Genomic DNA, 25,662 nt, shown 5'->3' with positions numbered 1-25,662 from the left:
TCAGCCTGATCACCGTGGCATCTGTGCGTAGACGTGTCCAGAGCCGTGCCGTTGGATGAACGGCAGGGGCCGTGCGCGCCCCGCCGCACCGCCCGGCCCGGTCGAGGACGACGGCGACCGGTCCACCCAGCAGCGTCAGGCCCGCCTGACCGGACCTCAGGGGACTCCATGCAGGCAGCACCGACCGAGCTCAAGAAGGGCCTGAAGCAGCGGCACCTGACCATGATCGCGATGGGCGGGGTGATCGGCGCCGGCCTGTTCGTCGGCTCCGGCACCGTGATCGGCGAGGCGGGCCCCGCGGCGTTCCTCACCTACGCCATCACCGGTCTGCTGATCATCCTGGTGATGCGGATGCTCGGGGAGATGGCCACGGCCAACCCGTCCACGGGGTCCTTCGCCGACTACGCCCGGCAGGCGCTGGGCGGCTGGGCGGGGTTCTCGGTCGGCTGGCTCTACTGGTACTTCTGGGTGATCGTCATCGGCTTCGAGGCGGTGGCCGGCGCGAAGGTGCTGCAGTACTGGGTCGACGCGCCGCTGTGGCTGATGTCGCTCATCCTGATGGCGCTGATGACCCTCACCAACCTGTTCTCGGTGTCCTCGTTCGGGGAGTTCGAGTTCTGGTTCGCGGGCATCAAGGTCGCGGCCATCGTGGTCTTCCTCGTCCTCGGCGGGGTGTTCGTGCTGGGCCTCTGGCCCGGCAAGGACCTCGACTTCAGCAACCTCACCCAGCAGGGCGGGTTCTTCCCCAACGGCATCGGCACGATCTTCTCCGCCGTCGTCGTGGTGATCTTCTCCATGGTCGGCGCCGAGGTGGCCACCATCGCCGCGGCCGAGTCGCCGGACCCCGGTCGCTCCATCGCCAAGGCCACCAACTCGGTGATCCTGCGCATCGCGGTGTTCTTCGTCGGCTCGATCTTCCTGCTGGCGGTCATCCTGCCGTGGAACTCCGCCGACCTGGCCGCGTCGCCCTACGTCGCCGCGTTCCAGCAGATGGGCATCCCCTACGCCGACGACATCATGAACGCCGTCGTGCTGACGGCGGTGCTGTCCTGCCTCAACTCCGGGCTGTACACGTCCTCGCGGATGCTGTTCGTGCTGGCGGCCCGCCGGGAGGCGCCGGCCGCGCTGATGGAGGTCAGCCGCAGCGGCGTGCCGCGGGCCGCCATCCTGGCCTCGACCGTCGTCGGCTTCCTCTGCGTGATCGCGGCGGCGGTGTCGCCCGAGCGGGTGTTCTCCTTCCTGCTCAACTCCTCCGGCGCGGTCATCCTCTTCGTCTACCTGCTGATCGCGATCTCGCAGATCATCCTGCGGCGGCGGACCTCGCCCGAGAAGCTGACCGTCAAGATGTGGGCCTTCCCGGTGCTGTCGTTCGTCGTGGTCGCGGCCATCGTGGCCGTGCTCGTGCAGATGGCCTTCGACGAGGACGCCCGCACCCAGCTGCTGCTGAGCCTGGCGTCGTGGGCGCTCGTCATCGCCCTGTTCTTCGCGACCCGCCGGCTGCGCAACCGGGCCCCGCGGGAGGCCGTCGACCAGGCGCCCGGGCCGGACGGCGCGGCCGCCCAGCGGGTGCTGGTGCTGGCCAACGAGACGGTCGAGGGCGCGGAGCTGATGGACGAGCTGCGGGCCATCGACCGCTCGGGCGCCGCCCGGTACTTCGTCTGCGTGCCGGCGAACCCGATCGACACCGGGCAGGCGATGCACCAGGGCGCGGCCTTCGTGTGGCAGGCGACCACCGAGGCGGCGCAGGCCCGCCTGGACCGGACCCTGGAGCTGCTGCGCCGGGAGGGCCTGGAGGCCGACGGCGCCCTCGGCAGCTACAAGCCGCTGCGGGCGCTGGCGGACGCCGTCGACAGCTTCCACCCCGACCGGCTGGTGATCTGCACGCTGCCGCCGGACCGGTCGGCGTGGCTGCGCTACGACGTGGTCGACCGGGCCCGGGAGGCCCACGACCTGCCGGTGACGCACGTCGTCGTCCAGTCCGCCGCCGTCGGTGTCTGAGCCGGCGCAGGTCCGGGGGAGCCGGCGATGACCATCCTGGTCGCCCTCGCCCCCGGTGAGCGGGGGTCGTCGGCGCTCGACCTCGGGGCGGTGCTGGCCCGCTCCGCCGGGGAGGACGTCGTCGTGGTCACCGTCGTGCCCACGCCCTGGCCGCCGAGCCCCTACCGCGTGGACGCGGAGTTCCAGGCGCTGCAGGAGCGGTCCGCCCAGGAGGTGCTCGACCAGGCCCGGACCCGGATGGGCGACGACCTCGCCGTCGAGTACCGGGTGCGGCGGGACCGCTCGGTCCCGGCGGGCCTGCTCGAGGTGGCCCAGCAGGTCGGCGCCGCCCAGGTGGTGCTCGGCTCGTCGGCGTCCAGCGGCTACGGCCGGGTCAGCCTCGGCGGGGTCGCCGACCGCCTCCTGCACAGCTCGGAGGTGCCCGTCGCGCTCGCCCCCGCCGGCTACGTCGCCCGCGACGGCACCCGCGTCCGCCGGGTGACGGTCGCCTTCGGCCGGTCCGACGGCGACACCGACCTGCTGCGGACGGCGGCCGGGGTGGCCGACCGGATCGGCGCCACGCTGCGGGTGGCCTGCTTCGCCGTGCACCCGGTCAACGTGTTCAGCGGCGCGGTCCCCGGTGGCGCGGACGCCCTGGTGGCCGGGGAGTGGCGCCGGGTGCTGCAGGACGACGTCGACCGGGCCCTGCGGGCCGGCGCGGTGGCCACCCGGGTCGAGACCGTCGTCGGCCAGGGCGACTCCTGGCCCGGCGCGCTCACCGACGTGCCCTGGGCCGAGGGCGACGTGCTGGCCATCGGGACCTCGAGCTCGGCGATCAGCCGGTTCTTCCTCGGCTCGCACGCCTCGAAGATCGTCCGGAGCTCGCCCGTGCCGGTGGTGCTGACCGCGCGCGGATGACCGGGGACCCGACGCTCAGCCGCGGCTGACCAGCGAGCGCAGGAAGAACACCAGGTTCGCGGGGCGCTCGGCCAGCCGGCGCATGAAGTAGCCGTACCACTGGTCGCCGTACGGGGTGTAGACGCGGACGTGGTGCCCCTCGGCGACCAGCCGGCGCTGCTCGGCGTCCCGGATGCCGTAGAGCATCTGGAACTCGTAGTCGTCCGGCCCGCGCCCCGTCTCGGTCACGAGGGCCAGCGCGGCGTCGATCAGGGCCGGGTCGTGGCTGGCGACCATCGGGTAGCCCGCGCCCCGCATCAGCACCTCCAGGCACCGCGCGTACGAGGCGTCCACCTCGGCCGCGCCCTGGAAGGCCACCGACGCGGGCTCGGCGTAGGCGCCCTTGCACAGGCGGACCCGCGAGCCGGTCCCGGCCAGGCTCCGGCAGTCGTCCTCCGTGCGGTGCAGGTAGGCCTGCAGCACCGTCGCCACCGTGGGGTGGTCCTCGCGCAGCGCGCGGACGACCGCCAGCGTCGCGTCGGTGGTGGTGTGGTCCTCGGCGTCCACGTTCACCCACACCCCGGCGGCGTCAGCGGCCCGGCAGAGGGTGCGGGCGTTCGCCAGGGCGACCTCGTCGCCGTTCCCCGGCAGCGCCTGGCCGAGGGCGGAGAGCTTGAGCGAGATCTCCAGCGCCGGCACCGCCGACCCGGCCGGCACGGGCAGGTCGGCGTAGGCGCGCAGCAACGACAGGTAGGCCTGCACGGTGGCCTCGGCCTGGGCGGCGTCGGTGGTGTCCTCGCCGAGGTGGTCGACCGAGACGAAGCGGCCCGACGCCAGCAGGGCCGCGGCGGCCTCCACCACCGAGCGCTCGGACTCCCCGGGCACGAAGCGGTCGACGACGCGGCGGGTGAGACCCAGCCGGCTGACGGTCCGCCCCAGCCGCGGTGAGCGACCGGCGGCCAGCAGCACGGGCCGCAGCGGGTTGGCCAGGACGGGGTGGTCGAGCAGCGCGGCCATCAGGCGGACTCCCGCCCCGCCGACTCGCGCTGGGCCCCCGTCTGCGGCCCCTGGTGGGCGTAGCGGTGGTCGGTCGCCGGGACGAACGTCTCCTTGATGGTCCGGGCCGACGTCCAGCGCAGCAGGTTCTGCGCCGAGCCGGCCTTGTCGTTGGTCCCGGACGCCCGACCCCCGCCGAACGGCTGCTGGCCGACGACGGCGCCGGTCGGCTTGTCGTTGACGTAGAAGTTGCCCGCGGCGAAGCGCAGCGCGTGGCTGGCCTCCTGCACGGCGTGCCGGTCCGTGGCGATGACCGCTCCCGTCAGCGCGTACGCCGAACCCCGGTCGACGGAGCCGAGCAGGTCGCCCCAGGCGCCCGGCGCGCGGTCGTCGTAGACGTGCACGGACAGGATCGGGCCGAAGTACTCGGTGCGGAACGCCTCGTCGGACGGGTCGTCGCCGAGCAGCACCGTCGGCTGGACGAAGTAGCCCTCGCGGTCGTCGTAGCTGCCGCCGACGGGGATGGTGATGCTGCTGGTGGCCTTCGCGCGCTCGATGGCCGCGACGTTGCGGTCGAAGGCGCGCTGGTCGATGACGGCGCCGCCGTAGTGGCTCAGGTCGGTGACGTCGCCGTAGCTGAGCCCACCCACCTTGGCGACGAGGTCGTCGCCCATCCGGTCCCAGACCGAGCGGGGGACGAAGGCCCGCGAGGCCGCCGAGCACTTCTGGCCCTGGTAGTCGAAAGCGCCCCGGATCAGCGCGGTGGTGAGCACGTCGGGGTCGGCGGAGCTGTGCGCGACGACGAAGTCCTTGCCGCCCGTCTCCCCGACCAGCCGCGGGTAGCCGGCGTAGCGGCCGATGTTGGCGCCGACCTGGCTCCACAGCGACTGGAAGGTGGCCGTCGAGCCGGTGAAGTGGATGCCGGCCAGCCGGGGGTCGGCCAGGGCCACCTCCGAGACCAGCGGGCCGTCGCCCAGGACGAGGTTGATCACCCCGTCCGGCAGGCCGGCCGCCTCCAGCAGCTGCAGCGTGAGGTACGCGGCGACCGCCTGGGTCGGCGACGGCTTCCACAGCACGGTGTTGCCCATCAGCGCGGGCGCGGTGGGCAGGTTGCCGGCGATGGCGGTGAAGTTGAACGGGGTGATCGCGTAGACGAAGCCCTCCAGGGGCCGGTACTCCACCCGGTTCCACACGCCGGGGGAGGAGACCGGCTGGTCGGCGAGGATCTGGGCGGCGAAGTGCACGTTGAAGCGCAGGAAGTCGACCAGCTCGCAGGGGCTGTCGATCTCGGCCTGGTAGGCCGTCTTCGACTGGCCGAGCATCGTGGCGGCGGCGATCGTCTCCCGCCACGGGCCGGCCAGCAGGTCGGCGGCGCGGAGGAACACCGCGGCACGCTCGTCGAAGGGGAGGTCGCGCCAGGCCGGCGCGGCGGCCTGACAGGCCTCCACGGCGTCGGCGACATCGGCGTGCGTGGCGTCGGTGTAGCGCCCGATCACCGCGGCGTGCCGGTGCGGTTGGACCACCTGCTGCTCCGCGCCGGTGGCGCGGCGGCGGCGGCCGCCGATCACCTGCTGGAGGTCCTGCGGGGTGGCGGCGAGCTCGGCGAGCCTGGCCTCCAGCCGGGCCCGCTCGGGGCTGCCCGGGGCGTAGTCGTGCACCGGCTCGTTGGTCGGAACGGGCACGACGGTGGCGGCGTCCACGGGATCTCCTCGAGGTGGGCGGGGGTGGAGGACTCCATCCAAGCCGCGAGGAGCCGCCGACGTCTCAGCCGACGGGCTGAACTCCGGCTCTAGACTTCGTCCGATCCGACAAAGGAGGAGCGTGGTGACCACGACCGACGCCGGGGCCTCCCCGGCCTGGACGCCCGGCCGGGTGCCGCTGGACGCGCTGCTCCGCGCGCTGGCACCGGCCTCGGCCGAGCTGGTCGTCCCCGGACCGGCCCCGGTGGAGGTGGCGACCGTCGCGCTGGTGGACGCCGACGACCTGGCGGACCCGGCGACGCGCCCGCGGGGACCCGCCGAGCTGTGGTTGCTGGCCGGCGTCCCGGCGGCCGACGCGGCGGGCTGGCTGGCCGGCCGGCCGGCCGAAGGGCGTCCCGCCGCGGTGCTGACCAAGGCCGCGGGCCGGGCGCCGGCGCTGGTCGCCGCGGCCCGGGCCGCCGGCGTCGCGCTGGTGGGCGTGCACCCGCAGGCGCGCTGGGAGCAGCTGCTGGCCACCGCCCGCGACCTGCTCGAGCGCTCGCTCGGCGGCGCGGACTCCCCGCTGGCCCGCGGTACCGCCGGCGTCGACACCGACCTGGCGGGACTCGCGCAGACGCTCTCCGCGCTGACCCGCGGGATGGTGAGCATCGAGGACGAGCACGCGCGGGTGCTGGCCTACTCGGCCTCCGACGACGCCGCCGACGAGCTCCGCCGGCTGTCGATCCTCGGCCGCGCCGGCCCGCCCCGGTACCTGGAACGGCTCCGGGCCTGGGGGGTCTACGACCGGCTGCGGCGCTCCGACGCCGTGGTCGAGGTGCCCGCCGACGCCGAGCTGGGCCTCCGACGGCGGCTGGTGGTCAGCATGCGCGAGACGGTCGCCGAGGTGCTGCCGGGCCGGCCGCCCCGGCCCCGGCTGCTGGGCACCATCTGGGTGCAGGAGGGCGCGGCAGCGCTCGCGCCCGACGCGGAGGCGGTGCTCCGCGGGGCGTCGGCCGTCGCGGCGCGGCTGATCACCCGCGCCCGGGACGCCCCCACGCACGAGGCCGTGCAGATCCAGCGGCTGCTCGGGGCGCGCGGCGGCGGGGTCGACGTCCCCTCGCTCGCGGCCTCGCTCGGCCTCCCGACCGGGGGCCCGGCCGTGGTCGTCGGCTTCGGCGCCGTCGGCCCGGCTCCGGCCGAGCTGCTGGGGGAGCGGGCGGACGCGCTGCGGCTGCACGCGAGCGCGTTCGCGCGCGAGTCGCTGGTCACCACCCTGGGCGACCGGATCTACCTGCTGCTGCCGCGGGCGGGGACGGCGACCGCCGTGGCGGGCTGGACCAGCGGGGTGCTCGGCCGGCTCCGCAGCCGACCGGGTGCCGGTCTGCGGGCGGCCGTCGCGGCCCCCGTGGCCTCGCTGGCCGAGGTGCCGTTGGCGCGGGCCGAGGTCGACCGGGTGCTCGACCAGACGCCGGCGGAGGAGGGCGTCACCACCCTGGCCGACGCCCGGACGGCGGTGCTGCTGGGCGAGGTCCTCGACCTGGTGGCCGCGGAGCCGGCGCTCCGCGACCCCCGGCTGGACACGCTGCTGGCCTACGACGCGCGCCACGGGTCGGCCCTGCGGTCGAGCGTCGAGGCCCACCTGCGCCACTTCGGCGACGTCCGCGCCGCCGCCACCGAGCTGAGCGTGCACCCCAACACCCTGCGCTACCGGCTGCGGCGGGCCGAGCAGCTGCTGGGGATGGAGCTGGCCGACGCCGACACCCGGCTGCTCGTCGAGCTGCAGCTGGCGGTGCTGCGCCGGTCGCCGCGCTGACCGCGGTGGCTGGCGGCTGGACGCGGTCGCGGACGGGGCGTCGAGCGACGAGGATGGTCCCATGACGACTCCGAACACCCCGGCCGACGGCACCGCAGCCCAGGTCGGCACCGACCGGGTGAAGCGCGGGATGGCCGACATGCTCAAGGGCGGCGTGATCATGGACGTGGTCACCGCCGAGCAGGCCAGGATCGCCGAGGACGCCGGGGCGGTCGCGGTGATGGCGCTGGAGCGGGTGCCCGCCGACATCCGTGCGCAGGGCGGCGTGTCCCGGATGAGCGACCCGGACATGATCGACTCGATCATCGCCACCGTCTCGATCCCGGTGATGGCGAAGGCCCGGATCGGGCACTTCGTCGAGGCCCAGGTGCTGCAGTCCCTCGGCGTCGACTACGTCGACGAGTCGGAGGTGCTGACCCCGGCCGACTACGCCCACCACATCGACAAGTGGTCGTTCACGGTGCCCTTCGTCTGCGGGGCGACGAACCTCGGCGAGGCACTGCGCCGGATCAACGAGGGCGCGGCGATGATCCGGTCCAAGGGCGAGGCGGGGACCGGTGACGTCTCCAACGCGACCACGCACATGCGGACGATCCGCGGCGAGATCCGCCGGCTGCAGAGCCTGCCCGCCGACGAGCTGTACCTCGCGGCCAAGGAGCTGGGTGCGCCCTACGCCCTCGTCGCCGAGGTCGCGGCCGCCGGGAAGCTGCCGGTGGTGCTCTTCACGGCCGGCGGCATCGCCACCCCCGCCGACGCGGCGATGATGATGCAGCTCGGCGCCGAGGGGGTCTTCGTCGGCTCCGGCATCTTCAAGTCGGGCAACCCCGAGCAGCGGGCGGCGGCCATCGTCCAGGCCACCACGTTCTTCGACGCCCCCGACGTCATCGCCAAGGTGTCCCGCGGACTGGGCGAGGCCATGGTGGGCATCAACGTCGACGACATCCCGCAGCCGCACCGGCTGGCCGAGCGCGGCTGGTGAGCGGGCCGCTCGTCGGCGTCCTCGCCCTGCAGGGGGACGTCGTCGACCACGAGCGCGCCCTCACGGCCTGCGGGGCGACGACCCGGCGGGTGCGCCGCGCCGCGGAGCTGGCCGGTCTCGACGGCCTGGTGCTGCCGGGGGGGGAGTCCACGGCCATCGACACCCTGGCGCGGGTGACCGGCCTGCGCGGGCCGTTGCGGGCGGCGCTCGCCGCCGGCCTGCCCGCCTACGGCTCGTGCGCGGGGATGATCCTGCTGGCGGCCGAGCTGCTGGACGGCCGGCCGGACCAGCAGACGTTCGGCGGCCTGGACGTGGCGGTCCGGCGCAACGCGTTCGGGCGGCAGACCGACTCCTTCGAGGCCGACCTCGACGTCTGCGGCGTGCCGGGCGGGCCCGTCCACGCGGTGTTCATCCGGGCGCCCTGGGTGGAGCGGTCAGGACCGTCGGTCGAGGTGCTCGCCTCGGTGGCCCTGCCCGCCGACGGGACGACCCGCGCTGTCGCCGTCCGGCAGGGGGTCCTGATGGCCACCTCGTTCCACCCCGAGGCCACCGCGGACCGCCGGCTGCACGCGCTGTTCCTGGAGAGCTGCGTCCGCCGCTGAGGCTCAGCCGCGGACGGCGGCGTCGCCGCCCGGCAGCCGGCGGTCCCGGACGACGTGCTCGGCGACGCTCCGCAGCTTGACGTTCCCCTCCTGCGAGCACCGGCGCATCGCCTCGAAGGCCCGGTCGACGTCCAGCCCGTAGCGCTCCATGAGGATGCCCTGGGCCAGGCCGACCGCGTGCCGGGTGCCGACCGCCTCGACCAGGGAGTACTCCGTGCGGGCGGCGGTGAGGGCCAGCGAGGCGTGCTCGGCGAACAGGCGCCCGACGTCGGCGGCCGGCTCCCCGAGGCCGCCGGCGGCGCGGGACACGAAGTTGAGCGACCCCACCGTCCGGTCCCGCTCGACGAGGGGGACGCTCAGCACGCTGAGCCAGCCGAGCTCGACCATCCGCGGGGCCCACCGTGGCCACCGACGCTCGGTGCGGAGGTCGGGCACGTCCACGACGCGCCGCTGCCGGACGACGTCCAGGCACGGGCCCTCGCCGGCCGCCACCTGCGCCTCCTCGGCGGCCCGGAGCTCCGGGGTGGACACGGCGGCGGTGTGCACGGTGCCCTTGCGCAGCAGGAAGATGCTGCAGGCGTCGGCCCCGACAGCGGCCACGGCCTCGGCGCAGACGGTGTCCAGGGTGGCCTGCAGGTCCGGCTGGTGGGCCATCGCCCGCGCTGCCCGGGCCAGGCCCCTGGCGAGGCTCGCCTCCACGCTCGTCGTCCCTCCTGCTCCTGCTGCGGTCCGGGCCCGCCCGCACCCGGCGCGCTCCTCGCCGCGGCGGCGGTCGTCGGAGGCCGGGTCGGGCGGTTCTCGGCGGGTGGTCGACCAGAGTTTACGGTGTAAACCCAGCGTTCGTCACGAGACCGCGGCCGGGTCGTGGTCCCCTGCTCGGATCGGCGCCCCCCCGCGAACGGCTCCACTGCCGTAGCCTGCAGGGGCGGCCCCCTCCGGCCGGCCCCGCTCCGGCGGTCCCGCGGTGGAGGTCGCCTGGTCGTCACCTGGGGAGGGGACGGCGAGCGGCCCCTGACGCGGCCCGATGCGGCGGGGGCCGCTCCGTCCCGCACGTGCGGCCGACCAGGCCGCACCGCCCGAGCCCTCCCGACGCACCGCCTCGAGAACCCGCGCACGCACACTCAGCGCATCCAGACCCGCAGGGACCCGGTGACGGCGAAGCCGGCGGCCCGGGCGTGCTCGAGGTCGGCCCCGCGCTCGTAGCCGACGAGGTCCGCGCCCGGGTGGCGGCGCCGGGCGAGCCCGACCAGGTCCGCCCAGAGCGCCGCGGGATCGGCCGTCCCGGGCACGGCGTAGGCGACGCCGACCACCGGACCCGTCCGGCTCAGCACGAACCCGGCGCCCACCTCGTCGGCGGCGAAGACGTGCAGACCCTCCTGCGCGAGCAGCACGGGCGGCAGCGGCGGCACGTCCAGCCGGCGGCACCACGCCGCGAGCTCGCCAGCGGCGCGGACCTCGGTCCAGGACAGCGTCGGCGGGGACGCGCTGGTCGGCGCGGGGCGCCGGATCCAGCGGGCCTCGAACAGCACCGCGAACCCGGCCGGCGCCAGGTCGAGGTCGGTGAAGCTGTCCTTGACCGAGCAGCCGGGCCCGTCCTCCACGCCGGCCAGCACGGTCCCGACCGCCAGCCCCCGCCGCAGGGTCACCGCGTCGGGGTAGCCGGCGGGGGAGCGGCGCGCGGTCGACCAGGCGTCCGCCGACCAGCGGGTGGGCAGGCCCACGCCGCGGCAGACCCCGTCGCACCAGGTGGCGTTGGTCAGCACGGCGTCGTCCACGGCTGCGGGCACCCCAGGATCGTGCCACGCACCGCGGCGCCCCGTCGACGGTCACGGCGGCCGGGAGCGAGGTCGTGTGGGCACGGCGAGTCCGGTCGCGCACGAGTAGGTTGGGTGCCACGGATCCTCGCCGCCATCCCCCCGGAGGTGAGTGGTCCCAGAGCGGCGCTGATCCTGGGGAGGATCGCTGCTCGGCTCGCCCGGGGCGGAGTGTCAGGGCGTCTCGGGCGGGTCTCCCAGGAGGCGCGGCCACGGAGCTCCGCGGCCGCCAGCGGGACTCAGCCGGCGGGCGACGCCAGCACCGAGCCGTACCGCTGGCCGCGCACGGCTCCGCGGCTGGAGCCCACGGACGGGACCCGCCGGCCGGCGACCTGCAGGGCGTGCGCATCGGCGCCGGTGCCGCTGGCCGTCACGACGACGAGCCCGGCATCGGTGACCGTGCCGCGGTCCTCCTGCGGCACGCCGACGTAGACCCGGTCGCCCGTCTCGTCGTCGTGGTCGTCGCGGACCGGCCCCAGTCCCAGCACGGCGCCGAGCCGGTCGCGGGTCTCCGCCGCACCGGCCAGCCGGTTGCTCTGGTCGTCGTAGCGGGGCGGGCAGTCCTCCTGCGCGGTCAGCGGGACCACGAGGACCGTGCCGGCGTCGACCCGGTCGACCCCGTTGGTGCGGACGTCCTCCCCGGGAGCGCCGGCGACGGCCTGGACCACCCCTTCGGTGCACCCGACGTTGGCGCCGACCAGGACGGCGGCGCCCAACTCGTCACCGGCCTCGGCGGTCCCCGGGACGCCGGGGGAGTCCTCGGTCAGCCCCGACCGCGGGACGGGGAGGCCCCCGCCGGTGGGCTCGCGGAAGATCTGGACCATGCCGGCGTCGCGCCGGCTCCCGACGTCCTCGCCCGGGACCCCGACGAGCGCGTGGCCGGAGGAGGCCGCCACCGCGGCGCCGAAGCGGTCGCCGGCCTCGGCCGAGCCGGCCACGCCCGCGCTGTCCTGGGTCCAGCTCGTGGCGTCGTCGACGCCCTCCACCGCGTCGCGGAGCTCCAGCGCGGTCACCACCCCCGCGTCCCGGCGCGACCCGACGTCCTCCTGCGGGACCCCGACGAGGACGCCGGACGGCCGCGCCGCCAGGACGGCGCCGAACCGGTCGTCGACCTCCGGGGTGCCCGGGACGCCCGGGGTGGCCTGGCCGAGCTTCTCGACCAGCACGGGGCGCTCGCCGGCCCCGGCCACGGCGAAGTGCGCGACCGAACCGGCCCGACGCACCGCGCCCGGGCTGTCGTCCGGCGAGCCGACCCAGAGGTCGGCCCCGGCCGGCTGCTCGGCCGGTCCGCGGCGCTCCGACACGCTGACCGACGCCCCGAACCGGTCGGCGGGGGAGGCGTCCGCGTCGAGAGTGAGCCGGCCGGTCGGGCGGAAGCCGTCCGGGGCGCCGAACACGACGTGCACCCGGCCGGCGTCCACGGTGCCGGGGGCCCCGATGACCAGGTCGTCGCAGCCGTCGGCGTCGAGGTCGGCCAGCGCGACCGCCGCGCCGAAGGCGTCACCCGCGTCCGGCTGCAGGCCGACGTCGGCGGGGACGAGCAGGCGGCTCGGTGCCGACGTGAGCCGCAGGTCCACCGCGCCGGTGCCGTCCCAGCCGGGGAGGCCGACGACGAGGTCGGCCAGCCCGTCGCCGTCCACGTCCCCGGTGACGGGCACCTCGGTCTGGCAGCCGGGTGGCGCCCCCTCCGCTGCCGGGAGGGGGACCAGCACGGCGGTGCCGAACGCCGCGGCCAGCAGGACCAGGTGTCGTGCGCGCATGCCCGTGCTCCTCGTCGTCGAGTGCTGCGGGGCGGACCCGGCCGTCCGGCGAGGCCGGAGCCGCCGAGGACGTCAGCGGTCCGAGCCTAGGCCCGGGAGGCCCGGTGCCGCGGCGGTCGCGGGTCACGAACGCGCACCGGACGCTCTCGTCCGCAGCCGCCGCGCCGCCACGGCCGGGACGGCGCCGAGTGCAGGTCGAAGCCGTCGGGGACCGGGAGTCGTCGGCTCAGACGGCGGTCAAGGAGTAGTGCTGGCCGTCGTCGGTGGCCGCGCGCAGGAGGACCGCGTGCTCGGACAGCAGGAACGTCTGGGCGAACCGTGACAGGGGAGCTCCCTGGAACGTCCCGGTGATGTCCACCGACATGTCGACGGCGGAGATGGGGTCGGGGATGAAGACGATCTCGCAGTCGGCCGGTCCCGGTCCGGCCAGGCCGGAGCCCTCCATCAGCTGCTGCCCCGACGCGACCACGACGCCGGACGAGGTGTGCTGCCAACGGATGAGAAGGAAGTCCCCCGGGAGCGCGGCGGGCCGCAGGTCGAACAGCAGCCTCGTCCGCTGGACCACCTGGTTGGGTTCGAACAAGAAGTTGACCCCGGTGGACTCCACATCGGCGACGAAGGCCTTCACCAGACCGTGCAGCTCGGTCTCGGGCCGGAAGTCCAACGCCACGCTGATCCGGACCGTGGCCGGGAACCGGCCCCCGCTCTCGGGGATCTGGCCTTCGACGATGCCGCCGGCGGCACCCAGCTCGGCGTGCCCGCACCCACGGGTGCTGCCGTCCGGGGCGACGTAGGAGCTGTCCACGACGTAGCGGGTGACGAGCCAGTCGGGCGCGCTGCCGATGGTGGCCCGGCAGAGCAGGTAGCGGACGGGCGGGAGGCACTCCTCCCAGCGCAGGCTCAGGTTGTAGCCGTAGCTCAGGACCTGGACCTTCACCAGCTTCCCCATCCGCGTGCGGACCGCGAGCACGGCCCCGTCCGGCAGGAAGTTGGTGCCCTCGGCGTTGGCCGTCACCGGGGTGGAGCTGTAGCTCAGGCCGCTGAGGTCGTCGTGCTGGAGCTGCTCGTAGCCGACCACCCCCAGACTGCACAGAGCGGCGCCGTTCCAGGGCACCAGCTGCCGCTGCACGGCGGTCTGCTGCTCCCACCAGACGTCGGCGCTCGCATGGTTCGCCGCCTCGCCGCCCGACTCGAAGTCGAAGGTGTACGTGCCCCTGAGCACCCCCGAACCCGACGCCGCCGTCAACGGACGGTCCTGCCGGTGGAGGTGGGCCCGTCCCCGGGTGGGACGCACCCCTGCCGTCGTCGCTGTCACTGCTCCGCCTCCTGACGAGTTCACGGGTTCCGGACGGTGATCACCGTCTGGTAGATGACGTCCTCCGCCGCCTCGACGCCACGCCAGTAGCGGAGCACGAGGTCGGCCTTGCCGGGCCGGGTGGCGCGGAAGGTGTACTCGGTCAACGAGCCTGACCCGAGGACCCGAGGTGGCCCTGACCCGGCAGGGTCCTGGGCTGCCAGCTGACTCTCGGTCACCTCCTCGAGGACCGACCCCGGCGGCAGGGCGGGCGACCAGGAGAAGCCGGTCGTGCCGTTGCCCCAGAGGGCCACCCTCACCAGGTCCCCGGGCTTCACCTCGAAGTGCTGCCCGCGCTGAGCCCAGGCCAACCGGAGTTCGCTCATGTCGGGCCCCCCTTCCGACCACCTGCTCCCGCGAGCTGGGCCTGAGGATCGGGGCCCGCCCGAGTGGTGCTCGGGCGGGCCACCTCGATGTCGCACGCCGGCACGGACGTGCGGTGCCGGTGGGATGCGGCGCTGCGGATCAGGAGATGTCGACCCCCCACATGTAGGCGTCGATCCCCACCTCGCCGTACCCGATCTTGAAGAACCCACCGTTGGCCCAGTACTCACCCCAGCTGTTCTTGCAGATCCAGCACTGCTCGGCGTCGTCGTACCCGACGACGCACACGCAGTGCCCACCGAGCAGCTGTCCGGCTGCTCCGGAGCGCCGGTAGATGGCGTCGGGATCGGAGTTGTTGCTGAAGAAGTCCAGGAAGTCCTGGTAGACGGAGAACGCCGCCACGAGGGGGCCGCCCGTGTCCGAGGAGATCCACTCCTTCATGTCCTCTGCGTAGTCGAGGACCTGCCAGTCGTCAATGGTCGTGGTGGTGCCCTGCCAGTCCGGCCCGAGGGCGCACGCCGGGGTGGCGTCGTAGGGCGACGAGGGTGAGACGTACGGGTAGTCGGACTCGTCGGCCACACCGCTCGACTGGAACGCGTCCAGGGCGCCCCCCGGCCACCAGCCGCCGTTCGCCTCCGGGCTGGGTGGTTCGCCCACCATGTTCCCGCAGGTGCGGCCCTCGTTGGCTCCGTGGCAGTAGAAGAGGTGCGCCTCGGAGAAGTCGGGCTGCAGCCAAGGATCACCCCGGCGGACCTGCAGGGTGCCCTCGACGGCCGCGCACGTCCCGAAGGCGACGCAGCTGCCGCAGTAGAGCTGGTTCTTCACCGGGGTGATGTAGCTGTACCCGTCGACGTCGCGGAGGTCATAGCTCGGCGCTGCCACCGTCGTGGCGAGACCGGCGGCGCCGGCGCTGATGAACCGCAACTGCGCGATGCTCTCCCGGGCCAGCAGGTCGGGTTCCCTCCGCTCGGGGAGGTAACCGAGGAAGCTGCCGGGTTCCCCGCGATCGCTCGGCACCTCGCCGGCTCGATCACCGCCGGCGCCTCCGCCACCACCACCGCCTCGGCCACCACCACCGCCGCCGTCCCCCCGACCTCCGCCGTCGCCGTCGCCGTCGTGCTCGCCGCCACGCCCGCCGTTGCTGCCGTGCCCGACCGCGTCGCCGCCGCCGGAGCCACCGGCTCCCTGGCCCGCGCGCGCTGACGGCCCCCGTGCGTCGTTCCGGCGCGGTGCTCCGGGCCTGCCGAACTGGGAGCGCAGTCGCTGCCGGTAGGCGGGGTCGGGTCCGGCCGACCTGGTCAGCATGGCGGGCACGTTCAGCGTCCCGCTGCCGATCGCGGCGGCCGCATCCCAGTCGACGGCGAGCGCCGTCTCCCCGATGCTGATGGTTCCCGCAGCGGTCTTGTTCTTCCACTGCCCGCTCAGCCCCTGGATCTTGTACTGGATCTTGGGGGTGGACTCGCCCTTCCAGTCGTCCGGGTGGTAGGGGAACTGCAGGTCGTAGGTCGGCAGGTTGTTGGGGTCGCCGTTGGGGTCGGGACCGACCAGGGTGTAGCCCGAGAGCTTCGGGCGTGACTCGGTGCCCGACTGCGGCGGCGTCCACTCCCACTTGAACAGCGCCTTGCTGTTCAGGTCGGCCGCTTCCATGGCCATCACGAAGAAGAGCTGGGTCCGCTGCACGAACTGATCGGGCTCGAACAGGAAGGCGGCACCGGTGTCGGACACCGGCTCGGTCTGCCGGTAGATGTACCCGGGCCCGAAGGGGGCCACGAAGTTCACGAGGAGGCTGATCTGCGCTGACGTGGGTCGCTGCGGGTAGGTGAACTGGATGGTGCCCTCACTCAGACCGCCTTCGTCGCCGCCGACGGCCTGGCAGTTGATGTTCTGCGGCCCGGAGGCGGTCGTGTAGCTGGCCGACGGCGCGATGAGCTTGACCTTGTCGCAGTTGCCGATGGCCAGCTTGAAGGGCAGCTTGATGTCGTCCTGCTCGATGAACAGGTGCTTGCGAGGATCCAGCGCGCCCACCTGCTGCTCGAAGTTGAAGGAGACCTGGTGCAGGTTCTCGTTGATGCTCGAGAAGCTCAGCGTCTGGTCGAACTGCGCGGAGTCCGAGAGCGAGACGTCCTTCATGCTCACCGACACGCCACCGAAGAACCCGCCAGGTTCGGCCGTCTCCACCGGCTTGGGATCGGGCTGGATCCACTGACCCACCTCCATCTTGACGAACATGTCGAAGATGGAGTCGAGCAGCTTCGCCTGGTCGACCCCGGCCGGCGGTGTGCCGACCACCCGCACGTCGAGTGCCTGCGCCTGGCGCAGGTCGGCGCGCACCGACTGGTAGTCGAAGGAGCCGTTGACCAACCCGAAGTAGCTGGCGCGCGCCTTGGCGTTCCAGGAGAAGTAGTCGTAGGTCTTCTTCTTCGACCCGGTCGCCTGGATCGTGCACTGGGGGATCAGGTACTGGTACTTGAAGTCGAACATGATGGACACCTGCGGCGGGAACGGCAGGGGATCGGCGCCGAGCATCGCTGCGAAGTGGTCGGCTCCATCGGGGTTGAGCTCGATGGCGAACCCGATCGACGACGAGGCGCCGACGTCGATGTTCTTCAGGACCTGCCCTTCCCGGGCGTACATGTCGAGGCCCGAGACGTTCATCTTGCCGGGCGACAGGCGGAGCGGCTGGAAGTTGAACGCCCCTGCGCTCGGCTGGAGGTTGTAGAGCGTCTTGATCAGGTCGGTCCACTTCTGGAGGTTCTCCGGCCCCGGGAGCTCCACGACCAGCTCGACCATGAAGCTCAGCACGCCGCCGACGGTCGTCTTGGACCCGTCAGGGTTGTTCCGCACCTTCTTCGTGACCAGGAAGGCGGGCGCTCCGTCGGGACCTCGGGCGATCCGGCCCCACCGGGGGGCGTAGAACCAGGTGTCGGGGTTGTAGCCCTTGAAGAGGATGAAGGGCATCTGCGGATCCGTGGCGATGGCCACCGTGCCGTCCACCAGGTTGAAGCTGGGGAGCGGGGCGGCCGTGAGGGGCAGCAGCTGGGTCTGGTTGAAGGGGTCCGGGACGAGAGCAGGGATCGGCTCGGTCGGACCGCTCGCCCGCCGCCTGTCGGGAACGCGCGGTCGTGGCCGGGAGGTGCTGCGCGTCGAGGTGATGGCCGCCGTCCGGCCGGCCGGTTGTGCCGTGGAGCTGGAAGAGGACTCGGCGTCCCCGGACCCGTCCTGCCCCGACCTGCGCACCTCGCTCTCCACCTCGGCGAGTTGCGGATAGCTGTGATCTGCCATGAAATGCTCCGTCTTCTTGAAGTGGTTCGAGTTGATCGATTCGTCGGGCGCCGAGATCGGTGTTCGTCCGCGTCGAGGGCTCAGGGTGGGGCCCCGTTCGAACGGTCTGCAGGATGGGGGCCCAGCACCTTCCGGCGGGGTGCCAGCCGAGCCGCCGACGGGTGCGGGGGTCCGCGGTCCGCGCTCGCCGGGGCGTGGTGTCTCGGTGCGAGCCCTGGGTGCACGGCCACCTCCGGAGTGCTGCAGCGCGGTAGACCGCCGACGGCGGTCCGGGGTCCGGTGGACGGATCTCCCGTCAGTCTCGACCCCGGGCGTCACGGGTCTGTCACTCGTGCGTCACGTCGTCAAACGCTGGTCGAGGCCGCCGATTGGCCAGCCGAATCACGCAAAAGATCCACAATGGAGCAGTCATTCCTGGACATATCCGCTCCTCACTCCGGCGATTGACAGTCGTGTTGGGACCCCGGGAAAATCGACGAGTTGCGGTCGGCCGGGAGGGGCAACGTGGAAGCGTCGTCAGGCACATCTCGCCGGTTCTCACCGTCCGCACGGTGGCCGGAGCCCCGAGGAGCGCCGTGCCGGCTGGGCCTGCTCGGGGGTTGGACCCTCTCCGTGTCCGACCAGACGCTCCGCACCCACGCCATGACCCAGAGGCTGCTGGCCCTCCTGGCGCTGCGACCTCGACTGCAGAGGCGCAAGGTGGCCGCGGCGCTGTGGCCCGAGGTGTCGGAGGAACGAGCGGCGGGCAACCTGCGGACCCTGCTGTGGCGACTGCAGAGCCTGCGTTCCGAGCTGCTCTGCCTCGACGACCAGACGATCGGTCTGTCGGACAACGTCTGCGTCGACGTGCACGAGCTCGAGCACCTCCAGAGCCGCCTGATCAGCTCTCCGGCTTCCGCCCCTCCGCTGGCCCGGTTGGCGGAGCTGCTGGGCCGGGAACTGCTGCCGGGCTGGTCGGAGGACTGGGTGATCTTCGAGCGCGAACGTCTGCGGCAGCGGGACCTGCACCTCTGGGAACGCCTGGCGGACTGGCAGCTGCACCACGACCAGTGCTGGGACGCCCTCGAGATGGCCCTCTCGATCGTCGAGCGGGAGCCGTTGCGCGAGAGCGCGCACCGCCTGGTCATCAAGGTCCACCTGCAGGAGGGCAACGCCTCGGAGGCGATGCGGGCCTACGCCCAGTACTGCGCGATGGCGCAGCGGGAGCTCGGGATCGGTCCCAGCTCGGAGCTGAGGGCGCTCCGGGCCCAGATGGCGGTCCTCTGAGCGCGGACGCTGATCGGCGGCGCACCCCCGGGAGTCGAGCGAGCCGGTGGAGCCCGGTGCTCGAACGCTCGCCCGGACCGGAATCCGGCTCGGTCATCGCGACCGCACCGGTCCGTCACCGACGTCTTGCCAGTCGCAGGGTCCGGCCAGTCGCAGGGTCGACCCTCCGCCCCGGTCCCGCGGCCCGTCCCGGGCCGGTCGGTCCCGGTCTGCGTCGACTCCGCGACGACGACCCCTCCGGCCAGGACGGTGGGGCCGGTCTGGACGCCGACGTGCCTGATCCCGCCGCGCTGGTCCGGAGCGCTCGACCGCTAGTCGATCCCCGCACGGCGCAGGCGCGCGCGGGCCTCGGTCTCCGACAGCGAGGTGATCGGGTGCCCGGCGACGTGCTGGTCCTTCGCGTCGTAGGCCCGTGTCCAGACGCCGGCCGCCCACGCCCGCTCGAGCCCGTGGGCGGTGAGGGCGCCGGGGCGGGCGTCCCGGTAGGCACCGAGGAAGCGGTCGGTCTCCTCGACGGTGGCCAGGGCGTGCGTGCTGACCGGTGAGTACAGCGCGGCGGCCAGCCCGACGAGGACCGCTTCGTCGGCGGCGACCGCGCTGTCCCAGTCGTGCACGACCAGGAGCTCGTCGCCCCGCCACCGCACGTTGTCGGCCAGCCAGTCGCAGTGGCCGATCACGACCTCGGCCCCGCCCACGCGCAGCCGGGCACGGGCCTGGCTGCCGGCTCGGTCGAGCCATCCCGCTCCCTCGACCGCGTCGAGGTCGACCTCGACGCCCTCGGGCCGTGGCCACGGACCGGGTCCGGCGTGGTCCCACGCCGCCCACGACGGCACCGGGACCAGCGAGGGCACCTCATCCGGCCGGGGGGCCAGCCGGATGAGCCGTGCGAACGCCTCCGCCGAGCGACGGGCCGCGTGCTCCGCGCCGGGGAGCGGGTCGCCGCCGGGCACGTGCGCCTCCGCGGTGGCCACGCCGTCCCCGAGCGGGGCTGCCCCCGTGAGCGGCTCCGGACAGGGGTAGCCGGCGGCGAACAGGCGCCGCTGGACCTCGACGCAGCCGGCGGTCCGCGACGAGGCCGGCCGCACCTTGACCACGACCTCGCGCGCGTCGGCCAGGCGCAGCCCGATCACCACCGACAGGTGGCCGGACCGGAACAGCTCCGTCACCGGAGCACTGCCGAGCTGACTCGTGCACCAGGCGGCGAGGTCGGCAGCGTCGACGGCCGGTGGACGCGGTGGCACCCGCTCATCGTCGCACCAACGGCCGCCGGGCCGGGCGGGGCGATGGGCTCCGGGCCGGACCGTCGTCCACGTGTGAGCCGGGCCCGCCGGGGGCGCCAGCGCCAGCAGCAGGAGGAGTACGCGATGACCCCGATCGCCGGCCGCATGGTCGAGCTGGTCGAGCCGACCGGGGCCGTTCCCCACCCGACCGACGAACCGAACGAGGCGATGTTCGCCCCGGGCCCCACGACGTTCGGGCACCTCCACCACCTCCCGGCGGCGCAGCTCGCCGCCGTGGTGGACGGGATGCGCGACCGGGGCCTCATCGGGGACGACGGCTGGCGGAGCGGGCCACGCGGTCGAGCAGCGGTCGAGTCGCTCACCGACGACCTCGCGGCGCGGCCCCACCAGAGCCTGGCGGCGGACGAGCTCGACGAGCTCATGGCCACGCTGGAGCCGCTCGCGACGCTGCTGCGCGCCGCCGAGGACTGATCCGGCCCGCAGCCTCGCCCCCGCCGACGAGGAGCGCGGGGTCCGGGGCGTCGACCAGCTCGTCAGATCGCACGGACCGGCTGACCGGGTCGCCTCGACCCGGTGCCGACCCCGGCGTCAGGACGACGGGGTGGGCGTCATCTGCGCGACCCGGAGGTGGTTGCCGAACGGGTCGCGGAAGCCGAAGTCGATGCCGTAGGGCTGCTCGGTCGGGGACTCCGGCAGCTCCACCCCGCGCTCCTGCAGCTCGGCGTGGGTCTTGTGGGCGTCGGTGGTGGTGAAGAAGAGGTGCCCGCCGGCCGCGCCCTTCGAGATGAGGTCGCGGACCTGCACGGCGGTGTCGTCGCTGTAGCCGGGAGGGCCCGGCTTCTCCAGCAGCACCGCGTGGCCGGGGTCGCTGGGCAGGGCGACGGTCAGGAAGCGCATCGGACCGAACTGCAGGTCGGTCTGGACCTCGAAGCCGAGCTGGTCGACGTAGAAGTGCAGGGCGGCGTCCTGGTCGGGGACGAAGATCTGGGAGATCGAGATGGTGTTCAGCATGGGGTCGACGCTAGGGGCCGGGCGTGGCGGCCGGCTTCTCCGAAACTGCGGTGTTCGACGCGGGACGCAACCAGGCCATGGCGAAGCAGCTCGGCACCGGGGCCAGCGGTCCGCGGCGGCGGTAGGCGCTGGGGGGCTCCCCGACGATCTCGGAGAACACGCGGCTGAACGTGCCCAGGCTCGAGAAGCCGACCGTCATGCAGATGTCGGTGACCGTGTCCTCCGTGCTGCGGAGCAGGAACATCGCCCGCTCGATCCGGCGCCGCTGCAGGTACCGGTTGGGCGTCTCACCGAAGGTGGCCCGGAAGGTCCGGATGAAGTGCGCCTCGGAGACGTGCGCCAGCCGGGCCAGGGTGGGGACGTCGAGCGGCTCCGCGTAGCTGCGGTCCATCGCGTCCCGAGCCCGCAGCATCCGCCGGTTGGAGTCCTCGCTCGATCGGCTCACCGGATCATCGTGGCGGCTCCGGCCGCTGTCCACGCGCTCCGGCACGCGGGCCGGACGGCCGGCGAGCGGTTCAGCTGGGACGGACGGCGGCGATGTAGGCCTCGCGGTCCCGCGGGTCGACCCGGGTGCGGCGGCGCCGTGGCGGGGTGCCCCGGACCGGTCGGTGGCCGGCCGGCTCGGCGTCCAGGAACCCGTGACCGCTGGTGAGGGTGGGCAGGGCCCGGCGGAGCCGCTGCACGTCCAGGGCGGGCAGCACGGCCTCGAGCACGACGTCGTCCCCGAGGACGGCCGGGGCGTCGATCTCGGCGGCGAGCCGGCCGAGCGCGGTCAGCAGCCCTCCGGTGGTCGCCGTCGGCGCCTGGACCCGGACCCGGCTCACCGGCGTGTGGACGGCGGTCCCCGCCTGCTCGAGGGCCGCCATCAGGACCATCGGGGTCAGCTTCCGGAAGTCGGCGGCCGTGCTGAGGGGCCCGTTGCTGGAGGGCGGGCCGTCGGGTGAGCTGTACCCGGACCGGACCAGGGTCACCGCGCAGTCGGTGACCGGCCAGCCCGACAGGCCCTCCCGCAGGGTGTCGGCGACGTGGTGCTCCATGGCGCGGGTGAAGTCCTCCATCGTCCGGTAGACGTACAGCGGCACCGCCCGGTGGTCGACCTCGGAGGAGAAGGTGACCCCTGCTCCCGGGGGGCTCGGGGCCACCCGCAGACCCACCGTCGCGCGGAACGGGTTGCCGGGCCCGAACAGCACCTCGGCGGCCGTGCCGACCCGGCGCGGCCGTTCGACGTAGAGCGGGGTGGCGGGCCGCAGCACGACGTCGAGGCCGTAGTCGTCCGCCAGGGTCGCCTGGAGCACCTCCCGCTGGACCTCCCCGTACAGCGACACGGCGAGCTCGGCGTGCCGCTCGTCCACCCGCACGTCGATCAGCGGGTCCTGCTCGGCCAGCTGGGCGAGCGCGGTGCGCAGCGCCACCTGGTCGTCCTCGTGGACCGGGTGGATGACCGACTCCAGCATCGGCAACCCGAACTCGTGCCCGGGTCGTCGGCTCTGCCGCTCGCCGACCGCGTCCCCCACCCGCGCGCCGGCCAGCCCCCACACCTTGCCGATCAGGGGCGCGGGGAGGTGGTCGCCGCCGGTCCAGCGGCCGCGCTCGAAGATCTGGATCGCACTGACCTTGTCCCCGGCGTCGTTCACCTGGTCGCGCAGCCGGACGCTCCCCGAGACCATCCGCAGGTAGCAGACCTTCTCGGCGGCGTGCCCGCGCTCGATCTTGAAGATGCTGCCGCGGACCGGGCCGTCCGGGTCGCCGCTCGCCGCCGGCAGGAACTCCCCGATCCCGTCGACGAGGGCGCCGACGCCGGTGCCGGTGAGGGCGGAGCCGACGAACAGCGGGTGGACCAGGCCCCGCCGGGTCTGCCGGACCAGCTCGGCGCGCCAGAGGGCGGGCCCGGAGCTCAGCTCGTGCTCGACGTACTCCTGCAGCAGGTGCTCGTCGAGGTCGGCGAGCACCTCGGCCAGGGGCCCGAGGAGGTCGGGATCGTCGGCGCGGAAGCCGACCGCCGCCGCCCCGGCCGTCCCCTCGCCGTCCACCCGGCCCATCGCCACGGTGCGGAGGCCGAGACGACGTCCGATCTCGGCCTGGACGCCGACCACGTCGGCGCCGCGCCGGTCCACCTTGTTGACGAAGACGAGGCAGGGGATGCCTCGGTGCTGCAGGGCGCGGAGCAGCACCCGCGTCTGGGGCTGGACCCCTTCGACGGCCGACACGACCAGGACCGCGCCGTCCAGCACGTCCAGCACCCGCTCGACCTCGGCGATGAAGTCGGGGTGGCCCGGGGTGTCGACCAGGTTGACGGCGACGCCGGCGATCTCCAGGGCGGCCACCGCGGCCCGGATGGTGATGCCGCGGCGCCGTTCGAGGTCCAGCGAGTCGGTGACGGTCGTCCCGTGGTCGACGCGGCCGACCTCCTCGATCACCCCGGCTGCGTGCAGCAGCCGCTCGGAGAGGGTGGTCTTACCGGCGTCGACATGGGCCAGGATGCCGAGGTTGAGAGCGCGTGGCAGCACGAGGGAGGTCCTTCGGTTCGACGACGGGGCGATCGAGACGGAAGCACGCTGCTCGCACGGGGACTCCTCGGAGACGGACGGGTAGCGGGCAGTCAACACCGCTGCGGCGGAGGTCCGCCACCGCATTTGACCGGTGGGCCGACCGGACGGGAGGGCCCCGGCGGCCGACCGGGGTCAGGAGGCCAGGCCGGCGAGCACCGCACGGTGGTCGGCCTCGACCGCGTCGAGGTGCCGGCGGAGCTCCGCGGGTCGGCCCAGGCCCAGGCGCCAGGGGAGCGCCTCGACCGCCTGGACGTACCGGGTCAGCCGCAGCTCGGCCCAGGTCTGGTCGTCGACGGTGGCCGCGGCGCCGGTGGGGGACAGGTGGCGCAGGTAGTCACCGAGGACCGACCGTTCGTCCTGGCCGGACAGGCGAGCGGCCGTCGCGAGCAGGTTGGCGATGTCGGCGAAGCGAGGTCGTCGACCCGCGGTCGCCAGGTCGAACATCACGAGGCGGCCGCCCGCGGTCCTGCCCACCTGCTGCGCCGCGAGCTCCCCGTGGGTCAGCGCGGTCGGCAGGTCGCGGTGCAGGGCAGCCGCCCGGCGGTAGGTGGTGAACCAGGACGCTGGTCCCCGGTCCGCCCGCGCCGGGCCGAGCTGCTCCAGGGTCTGGGCCAGGAGGTGCTCGAACTCCGCCTGGGGCCGCCCGGGCGGGGGCTGGCCCACGGCGTCCGGTACGTCGGTCAGCGCGTTGAGCGCCGCGACCAGCCGGAGGACGTCGTCGACGTCGGCCGGCCCGAGGCCGACGGACGGGAGGAACTCGAGCCCGAGGACCTCCTCGTGGGCGCGCTCGACGCACACCGCGAGGTGCGGGACGGGGACGCCACGCTCGGCCAGGAAGCGGTGGTGGTGCGCCTCACGGGAGCCGTCGCGGTTCAGCTTGAAGAAGAGCGTGCGCTGACGAGGGGGGCCGCTGGGGGCCCCGCAGGACAGCGTCATGATCACCGACGGGTGGCCGCCCCGGTGCCGGCCCCGCCGGGCGTGCGAGACGACGGCGTGACCACCGGCCGACGCCCCCGGGAGGGCGTCCTCGAGATCCGCCCAAGTGAGGCCGAACGGTAGCGGGGCGGGACGCGGCGGCGACAGTCGCCGCGGCGACAGCTGGTCGGGCGACGTCATGCGGCCATCATCCGCCGGGCGTGACCCCGGCGCGGTCGACCAGGTGACAGCGCCCACGAGGCCGGCCAGGGCAGCCGGCAGGGGCCGCCCGGCGGTGCGCGCCGTCATCGGTCCTCGGGAGACCCGTGGGTGCGTGGTGGTGGCGGGAGGGGTCAGCGCCCGATCGGGAACGCCGTCCGGCGGGCTGCCCCGGCGGCGTCCCTCGCGGCGGCACCATCTCCCGGGTCGCGGTCCTGCCGTACGAGGACGCCCCGGTCGGCCCCGCGTCGCTGTTCGGGAAGAACGCGACCCTCACCGGGGGACCGGTCACCCTCCGCGCCCACCCGGAGGCCGCCGTGCCGCGGTGATCGATGGGACGATCGACCCCGGCCGGGGGTTCGACCGCGAGCCCCTCGTCGCCGGGTCGCCGAGCCGACCGCCGGATGGACGGCCGCGAGGCGCTCGAGGTGCTCAGCCGTCCGTGCACCGCCCAGCCGTCCGGGACCCCCTGGGCGGGCCACCCTCTCCGAAGGAGCCAGCACGATGGAGCTCATCCGCAGCAGCACCGCCACCGGGACCGGGAAGGGACCGGCCGAGTGGTTCACCGGTGACGTCTACATCGACGCCGTCGCCACCGCCTCGCCACCCTCGCGGGTGACGGCCAACCTGGTCCACTTCATGCCCGGCGCCCGGACGGCGTGGCACCGCCACCCGCTCGGCCAGAGCCTGTTCGTCACCGAGGGCGTCGGCCTGGTGCAGCGCCGCGGGGGGCCCGTCGAGACGATCCAGCCGGGCGACCGCGTCCACATCGAGCCGGACGAGGAGCACTGGCACGGAGCCAGCGCGACCCGGCTGATGGTGCACCTCGCCCTCAACGAGGTCGACGACGACCACCCCGCCGCCCACTGGGGCGACCACGTGACCGACGCCGAGTACACGGCCACCTCGGCGTAGCCCGCCGCCCGCCGGGGCTCTCCCCGGGCGACGCACCGAAACCCCGACCATCGGGGAGGACCATCGGTG

At 74.2% G+C, this 25,662-nt stretch carries 21 protein-coding genes; 8 read left to right on the top strand and 13 right to left on the bottom strand.

The window, feature by feature from the left end:
• Positions 1 to 168 precede the first annotated feature (168 nt).
• Positions 169 to 1,998 carry an amino acid permease gene (locus tag BLT72_RS12410; RefSeq protein ID WP_091413175.1) on the top strand — a complete coding sequence of 610 codons (1,830 nt, stop codon included), beginning with the start codon at positions 169 to 171 and terminating at the stop codon, positions 1,996 to 1,998.
• 27 nt (positions 1,999 to 2,025) lie between these two features.
• The gene (locus tag BLT72_RS12405) at positions 2,026 to 2,895 is read left to right on the top strand and encodes a universal stress protein (protein WP_091413174.1); all 870 of its coding nucleotides are present in this window, start codon (positions 2,026 to 2,028) and stop codon (positions 2,893 to 2,895) included.
• Between the two features lie 15 nt (positions 2,896 to 2,910).
• On the opposite strand, the gene BLT72_RS12400 is transcribed toward BLT72_RS12405, so the two are convergent.
• Both BLT72_RS12400 and pruA read right to left on the bottom strand, forming a co-directional pair.
• Positions 2,911 to 3,891: a proline dehydrogenase family protein gene (locus tag BLT72_RS12400; RefSeq protein WP_091413173.1), complete on the bottom strand. Its 981-nt coding sequence runs from the start codon at positions 3,889 to 3,891 to the stop codon at positions 2,911 to 2,913.
• On the bottom strand, positions 3,891 to 5,570 hold the full coding sequence (gene pruA / locus BLT72_RS12395; RefSeq protein ID WP_091413172.1) for an L-glutamate gamma-semialdehyde dehydrogenase: 1,680 nt from the start codon (positions 5,568 to 5,570) through the stop codon (positions 3,891 to 3,893). The genes BLT72_RS12400 and pruA overlap by 1 nt, the downstream gene beginning before the upstream one ends.
• 124 nt (positions 5,571 to 5,694) lie before the next feature.
• Here pruA and BLT72_RS12390 point away from each other — a divergent pair, with 124 nt between their 5' ends.
• The 3 genes from BLT72_RS12390 to pdxT all read left to right on the top strand — a co-directional run bounded on the left by BLT72_RS12390 (position 5,695) and on the right by pdxT (position 8,943).
• Entirely contained in the window at positions 5,695 to 7,362 is a 1,668-nt protein-coding gene (locus BLT72_RS12390; protein ID WP_197677012.1) for a PucR family transcriptional regulator, read from the top strand.
• A gap of 61 nt (positions 7,363 to 7,423) precedes the next feature.
• Positions 7,424 to 8,341: a pyridoxal 5'-phosphate synthase lyase subunit PdxS gene (gene pdxS / locus BLT72_RS12385; protein ID WP_091413171.1), complete on the top strand. Its 918-nt coding sequence runs from the start codon at positions 7,424 to 7,426 to the stop codon at positions 8,339 to 8,341.
• Positions 8,338 to 8,943 carry a pyridoxal 5'-phosphate synthase glutaminase subunit PdxT gene (pdxT, locus tag BLT72_RS12380; RefSeq protein ID WP_091413170.1) on the top strand — a complete coding sequence of 202 codons (606 nt, stop codon included), beginning with the start codon at positions 8,338 to 8,340 and terminating at the stop codon, positions 8,941 to 8,943. Before pdxS ends, pdxT begins: the two co-directional genes overlap by 4 nt.
• A gap of 3 nt (positions 8,944 to 8,946) precedes the next feature.
• Here pdxT and BLT72_RS12375 read toward each other — a convergent pair whose 3' ends face one another.
• The 6 genes from BLT72_RS12375 to BLT72_RS12350 all read right to left on the bottom strand — a co-directional run bounded on the left by BLT72_RS12375 (position 8,947) and on the right by BLT72_RS12350 (position 17,477).
• Complete coding sequence (locus BLT72_RS12375; protein ID WP_091413169.1) at positions 8,947 to 9,642, bottom strand: GAF and ANTAR domain-containing protein; 696 nt, start codon at positions 9,640 to 9,642, stop codon at positions 8,947 to 8,949.
• Between the two features lie 422 nt (positions 9,643 to 10,064).
• Positions 10,065 to 10,730, bottom strand: a complete 666-nt coding sequence (locus BLT72_RS12370; RefSeq protein ID WP_091413168.1) for a hypothetical protein — start codon at positions 10,728 to 10,730, stop codon at positions 10,065 to 10,067.
• A 266-nt stretch (positions 10,731 to 10,996) separates the two neighbouring features.
• Positions 10,997 to 12,517: an FG-GAP repeat protein gene (locus BLT72_RS12365; protein ID WP_091413167.1), complete on the bottom strand. Its 1,521-nt coding sequence runs from the start codon at positions 12,515 to 12,517 to the stop codon at positions 10,997 to 10,999.
• Positions 12,518 to 12,743: 226 nt separating this feature from the next.
• Complete coding sequence (locus tag BLT72_RS12360) at positions 12,744 to 13,739, bottom strand: hypothetical protein (protein WP_091413166.1); 996 nt, start codon at positions 13,737 to 13,739, stop codon at positions 12,744 to 12,746.
• A 113-nt stretch (positions 13,740 to 13,852) separates the two neighbouring features.
• Positions 13,853 to 14,197, bottom strand: a complete 345-nt coding sequence (locus BLT72_RS12355; protein WP_091413165.1) for a protease inhibitor I42 family protein — start codon at positions 14,195 to 14,197, stop codon at positions 13,853 to 13,855.
• Between the two features lie 139 nt (positions 14,198 to 14,336).
• Complete coding sequence (locus tag BLT72_RS12350; RefSeq protein WP_157720472.1) at positions 14,337 to 17,477, bottom strand: C1 family peptidase; 3,141 nt, start codon at positions 17,475 to 17,477, stop codon at positions 14,337 to 14,339.
• A gap of 612 nt (positions 17,478 to 18,089) precedes the next feature.
• On the opposite strand from BLT72_RS12350, the gene BLT72_RS12340 reads away from it, so the two are divergent.
• Positions 18,090 to 18,743: an AfsR/SARP family transcriptional regulator gene (locus tag BLT72_RS12340; RefSeq protein WP_091413162.1), complete on the top strand. Its 654-nt coding sequence runs from the start codon at positions 18,090 to 18,092 to the stop codon at positions 18,741 to 18,743.
• 311 nt (positions 18,744 to 19,054) lie between these two features.
• Here the strand turns inward: BLT72_RS12340 and BLT72_RS23075 are convergent, their stop codons facing one another.
• Positions 19,055 to 19,909: a phosphotransferase gene (locus tag BLT72_RS23075; protein WP_231930020.1), complete on the bottom strand. Its 855-nt coding sequence runs from the start codon at positions 19,907 to 19,909 to the stop codon at positions 19,055 to 19,057.
• 198 nt (positions 19,910 to 20,107) lie between these two features.
• On the opposite strand from BLT72_RS23075, the gene BLT72_RS12330 reads away from it, so the two are divergent.
• On the top strand, positions 20,108 to 20,455 hold the full coding sequence (locus BLT72_RS12330; protein ID WP_197677011.1) for a helix-turn-helix domain-containing protein: 348 nt from the start codon (positions 20,108 to 20,110) through the stop codon (positions 20,453 to 20,455).
• 117 nt (positions 20,456 to 20,572) lie between these two features.
• On the opposite strand, the gene BLT72_RS12325 is transcribed toward BLT72_RS12330, so the two are convergent.
• The 4 genes from BLT72_RS12325 to BLT72_RS12310 all read right to left on the bottom strand — a co-directional run bounded on the left by BLT72_RS12325 (position 20,573) and on the right by BLT72_RS12310 (position 24,660).
• Entirely contained in the window at positions 20,573 to 20,995 is a 423-nt protein-coding gene (locus BLT72_RS12325; RefSeq protein WP_091413161.1) for a VOC family protein, read from the bottom strand.
• Positions 20,996 to 21,005: 10 nt separating this feature from the next.
• Positions 21,006 to 21,440, bottom strand: coding sequence for a helix-turn-helix domain-containing protein (locus BLT72_RS12320; protein WP_091413160.1), 435 nt, complete (start codon positions 21,438 to 21,440; stop codon positions 21,006 to 21,008).
• A 70-nt stretch (positions 21,441 to 21,510) separates the two neighbouring features.
• Positions 21,511 to 23,502 carry an elongation factor G gene (locus BLT72_RS12315; RefSeq protein ID WP_231930019.1) on the bottom strand — a complete coding sequence of 664 codons (1,992 nt, stop codon included), beginning with the start codon at positions 23,500 to 23,502 and terminating at the stop codon, positions 21,511 to 21,513.
• Positions 23,503 to 23,676: 174 nt separating this feature from the next.
• Positions 23,677 to 24,660, bottom strand: coding sequence for a hypothetical protein (locus tag BLT72_RS12310; protein WP_091413158.1), 984 nt, complete (start codon positions 24,658 to 24,660; stop codon positions 23,677 to 23,679).
• Positions 24,661 to 25,182: 522 nt separating this feature from the next.
• Here BLT72_RS12310 and BLT72_RS12300 point away from each other — a divergent pair.
• Positions 25,183 to 25,593 (top strand): (R)-mandelonitrile lyase, encoded by a 411-nt coding sequence (locus BLT72_RS12300; protein WP_091413156.1) that lies wholly within the window; start codon positions 25,183 to 25,185, stop codon positions 25,591 to 25,593.
• The last annotated feature ends 69 nt before the right edge of the window (positions 25,594 to 25,662 follow it).

Source organism: Friedmanniella luteola, from assembly GCF_900105065.1.
Classification (GTDB): Bacteria; Actinomycetota; Actinomycetes; order Propionibacteriales; family Propionibacteriaceae; genus Microlunatus; species Microlunatus luteolus.
The sequence above is the reverse complement of the archived record's forward strand: the minus strand, read 5'-3'. Positions and strand labels throughout refer to the sequence as shown.

What these genes read in the sequence shown, in the direction of transcription:
- BLT72_RS12365 (WP_091413167.1), bottom strand. Translation starts at nt 12,517, where the DNA reads ATGCGCGCACGACACCTGGTCCTGCTGGCCGCGGCGTTCGGCACCGCC.
- BLT72_RS12350 (WP_157720472.1), bottom strand. Translation starts at nt 17,477, where the DNA reads ATGGCAGATCACAGCTATCCGCAACTCGCCGAGGTGGAGAGCGAGGTG.
- BLT72_RS12330 (WP_197677011.1), top strand. Translation starts at nt 20,108, where the DNA reads ATGACCCCGATCGCCGGCCGCATGGTCGAGCTGGTCGAGCCGACCGGG.
- pdxS (WP_091413171.1), top strand. Translation starts at nt 7,424, where the DNA reads ATGACGACTCCGAACACCCCGGCCGACGGCACCGCAGCCCAGGTCGGC.
- BLT72_RS12410 (WP_091413175.1), top strand. Translation starts at nt 169, where the DNA reads ATGCAGGCAGCACCGACCGAGCTCAAGAAGGGCCTGAAGCAGCGGCAC.
- BLT72_RS12310 (WP_091413158.1), bottom strand. Translation starts at nt 24,660, where the DNA reads ATGACGTCGCCCGACCAGCTGTCGCCGCGGCGACTGTCGCCGCCGCGT.
- BLT72_RS12405 (WP_091413174.1), top strand. Translation starts at nt 2,026, where the DNA reads ATGACCATCCTGGTCGCCCTCGCCCCCGGTGAGCGGGGGTCGTCGGCG.
- BLT72_RS12355 (WP_091413165.1), bottom strand. Translation starts at nt 14,197, where the DNA reads ATGAGCGAACTCCGGTTGGCCTGGGCTCAGCGCGGGCAGCACTTCGAG.
- BLT72_RS12300 (WP_091413156.1), top strand. Translation starts at nt 25,183, where the DNA reads ATGGAGCTCATCCGCAGCAGCACCGCCACCGGGACCGGGAAGGGACCG.
- BLT72_RS12325 (WP_091413161.1), bottom strand. Translation starts at nt 20,995, where the DNA reads ATGCTGAACACCATCTCGATCTCCCAGATCTTCGTCCCCGACCAGGAC.
- BLT72_RS12400 (WP_091413173.1), bottom strand. Translation starts at nt 3,891, where the DNA reads ATGGCCGCGCTGCTCGACCACCCCGTCCTGGCCAACCCGCTGCGGCCC.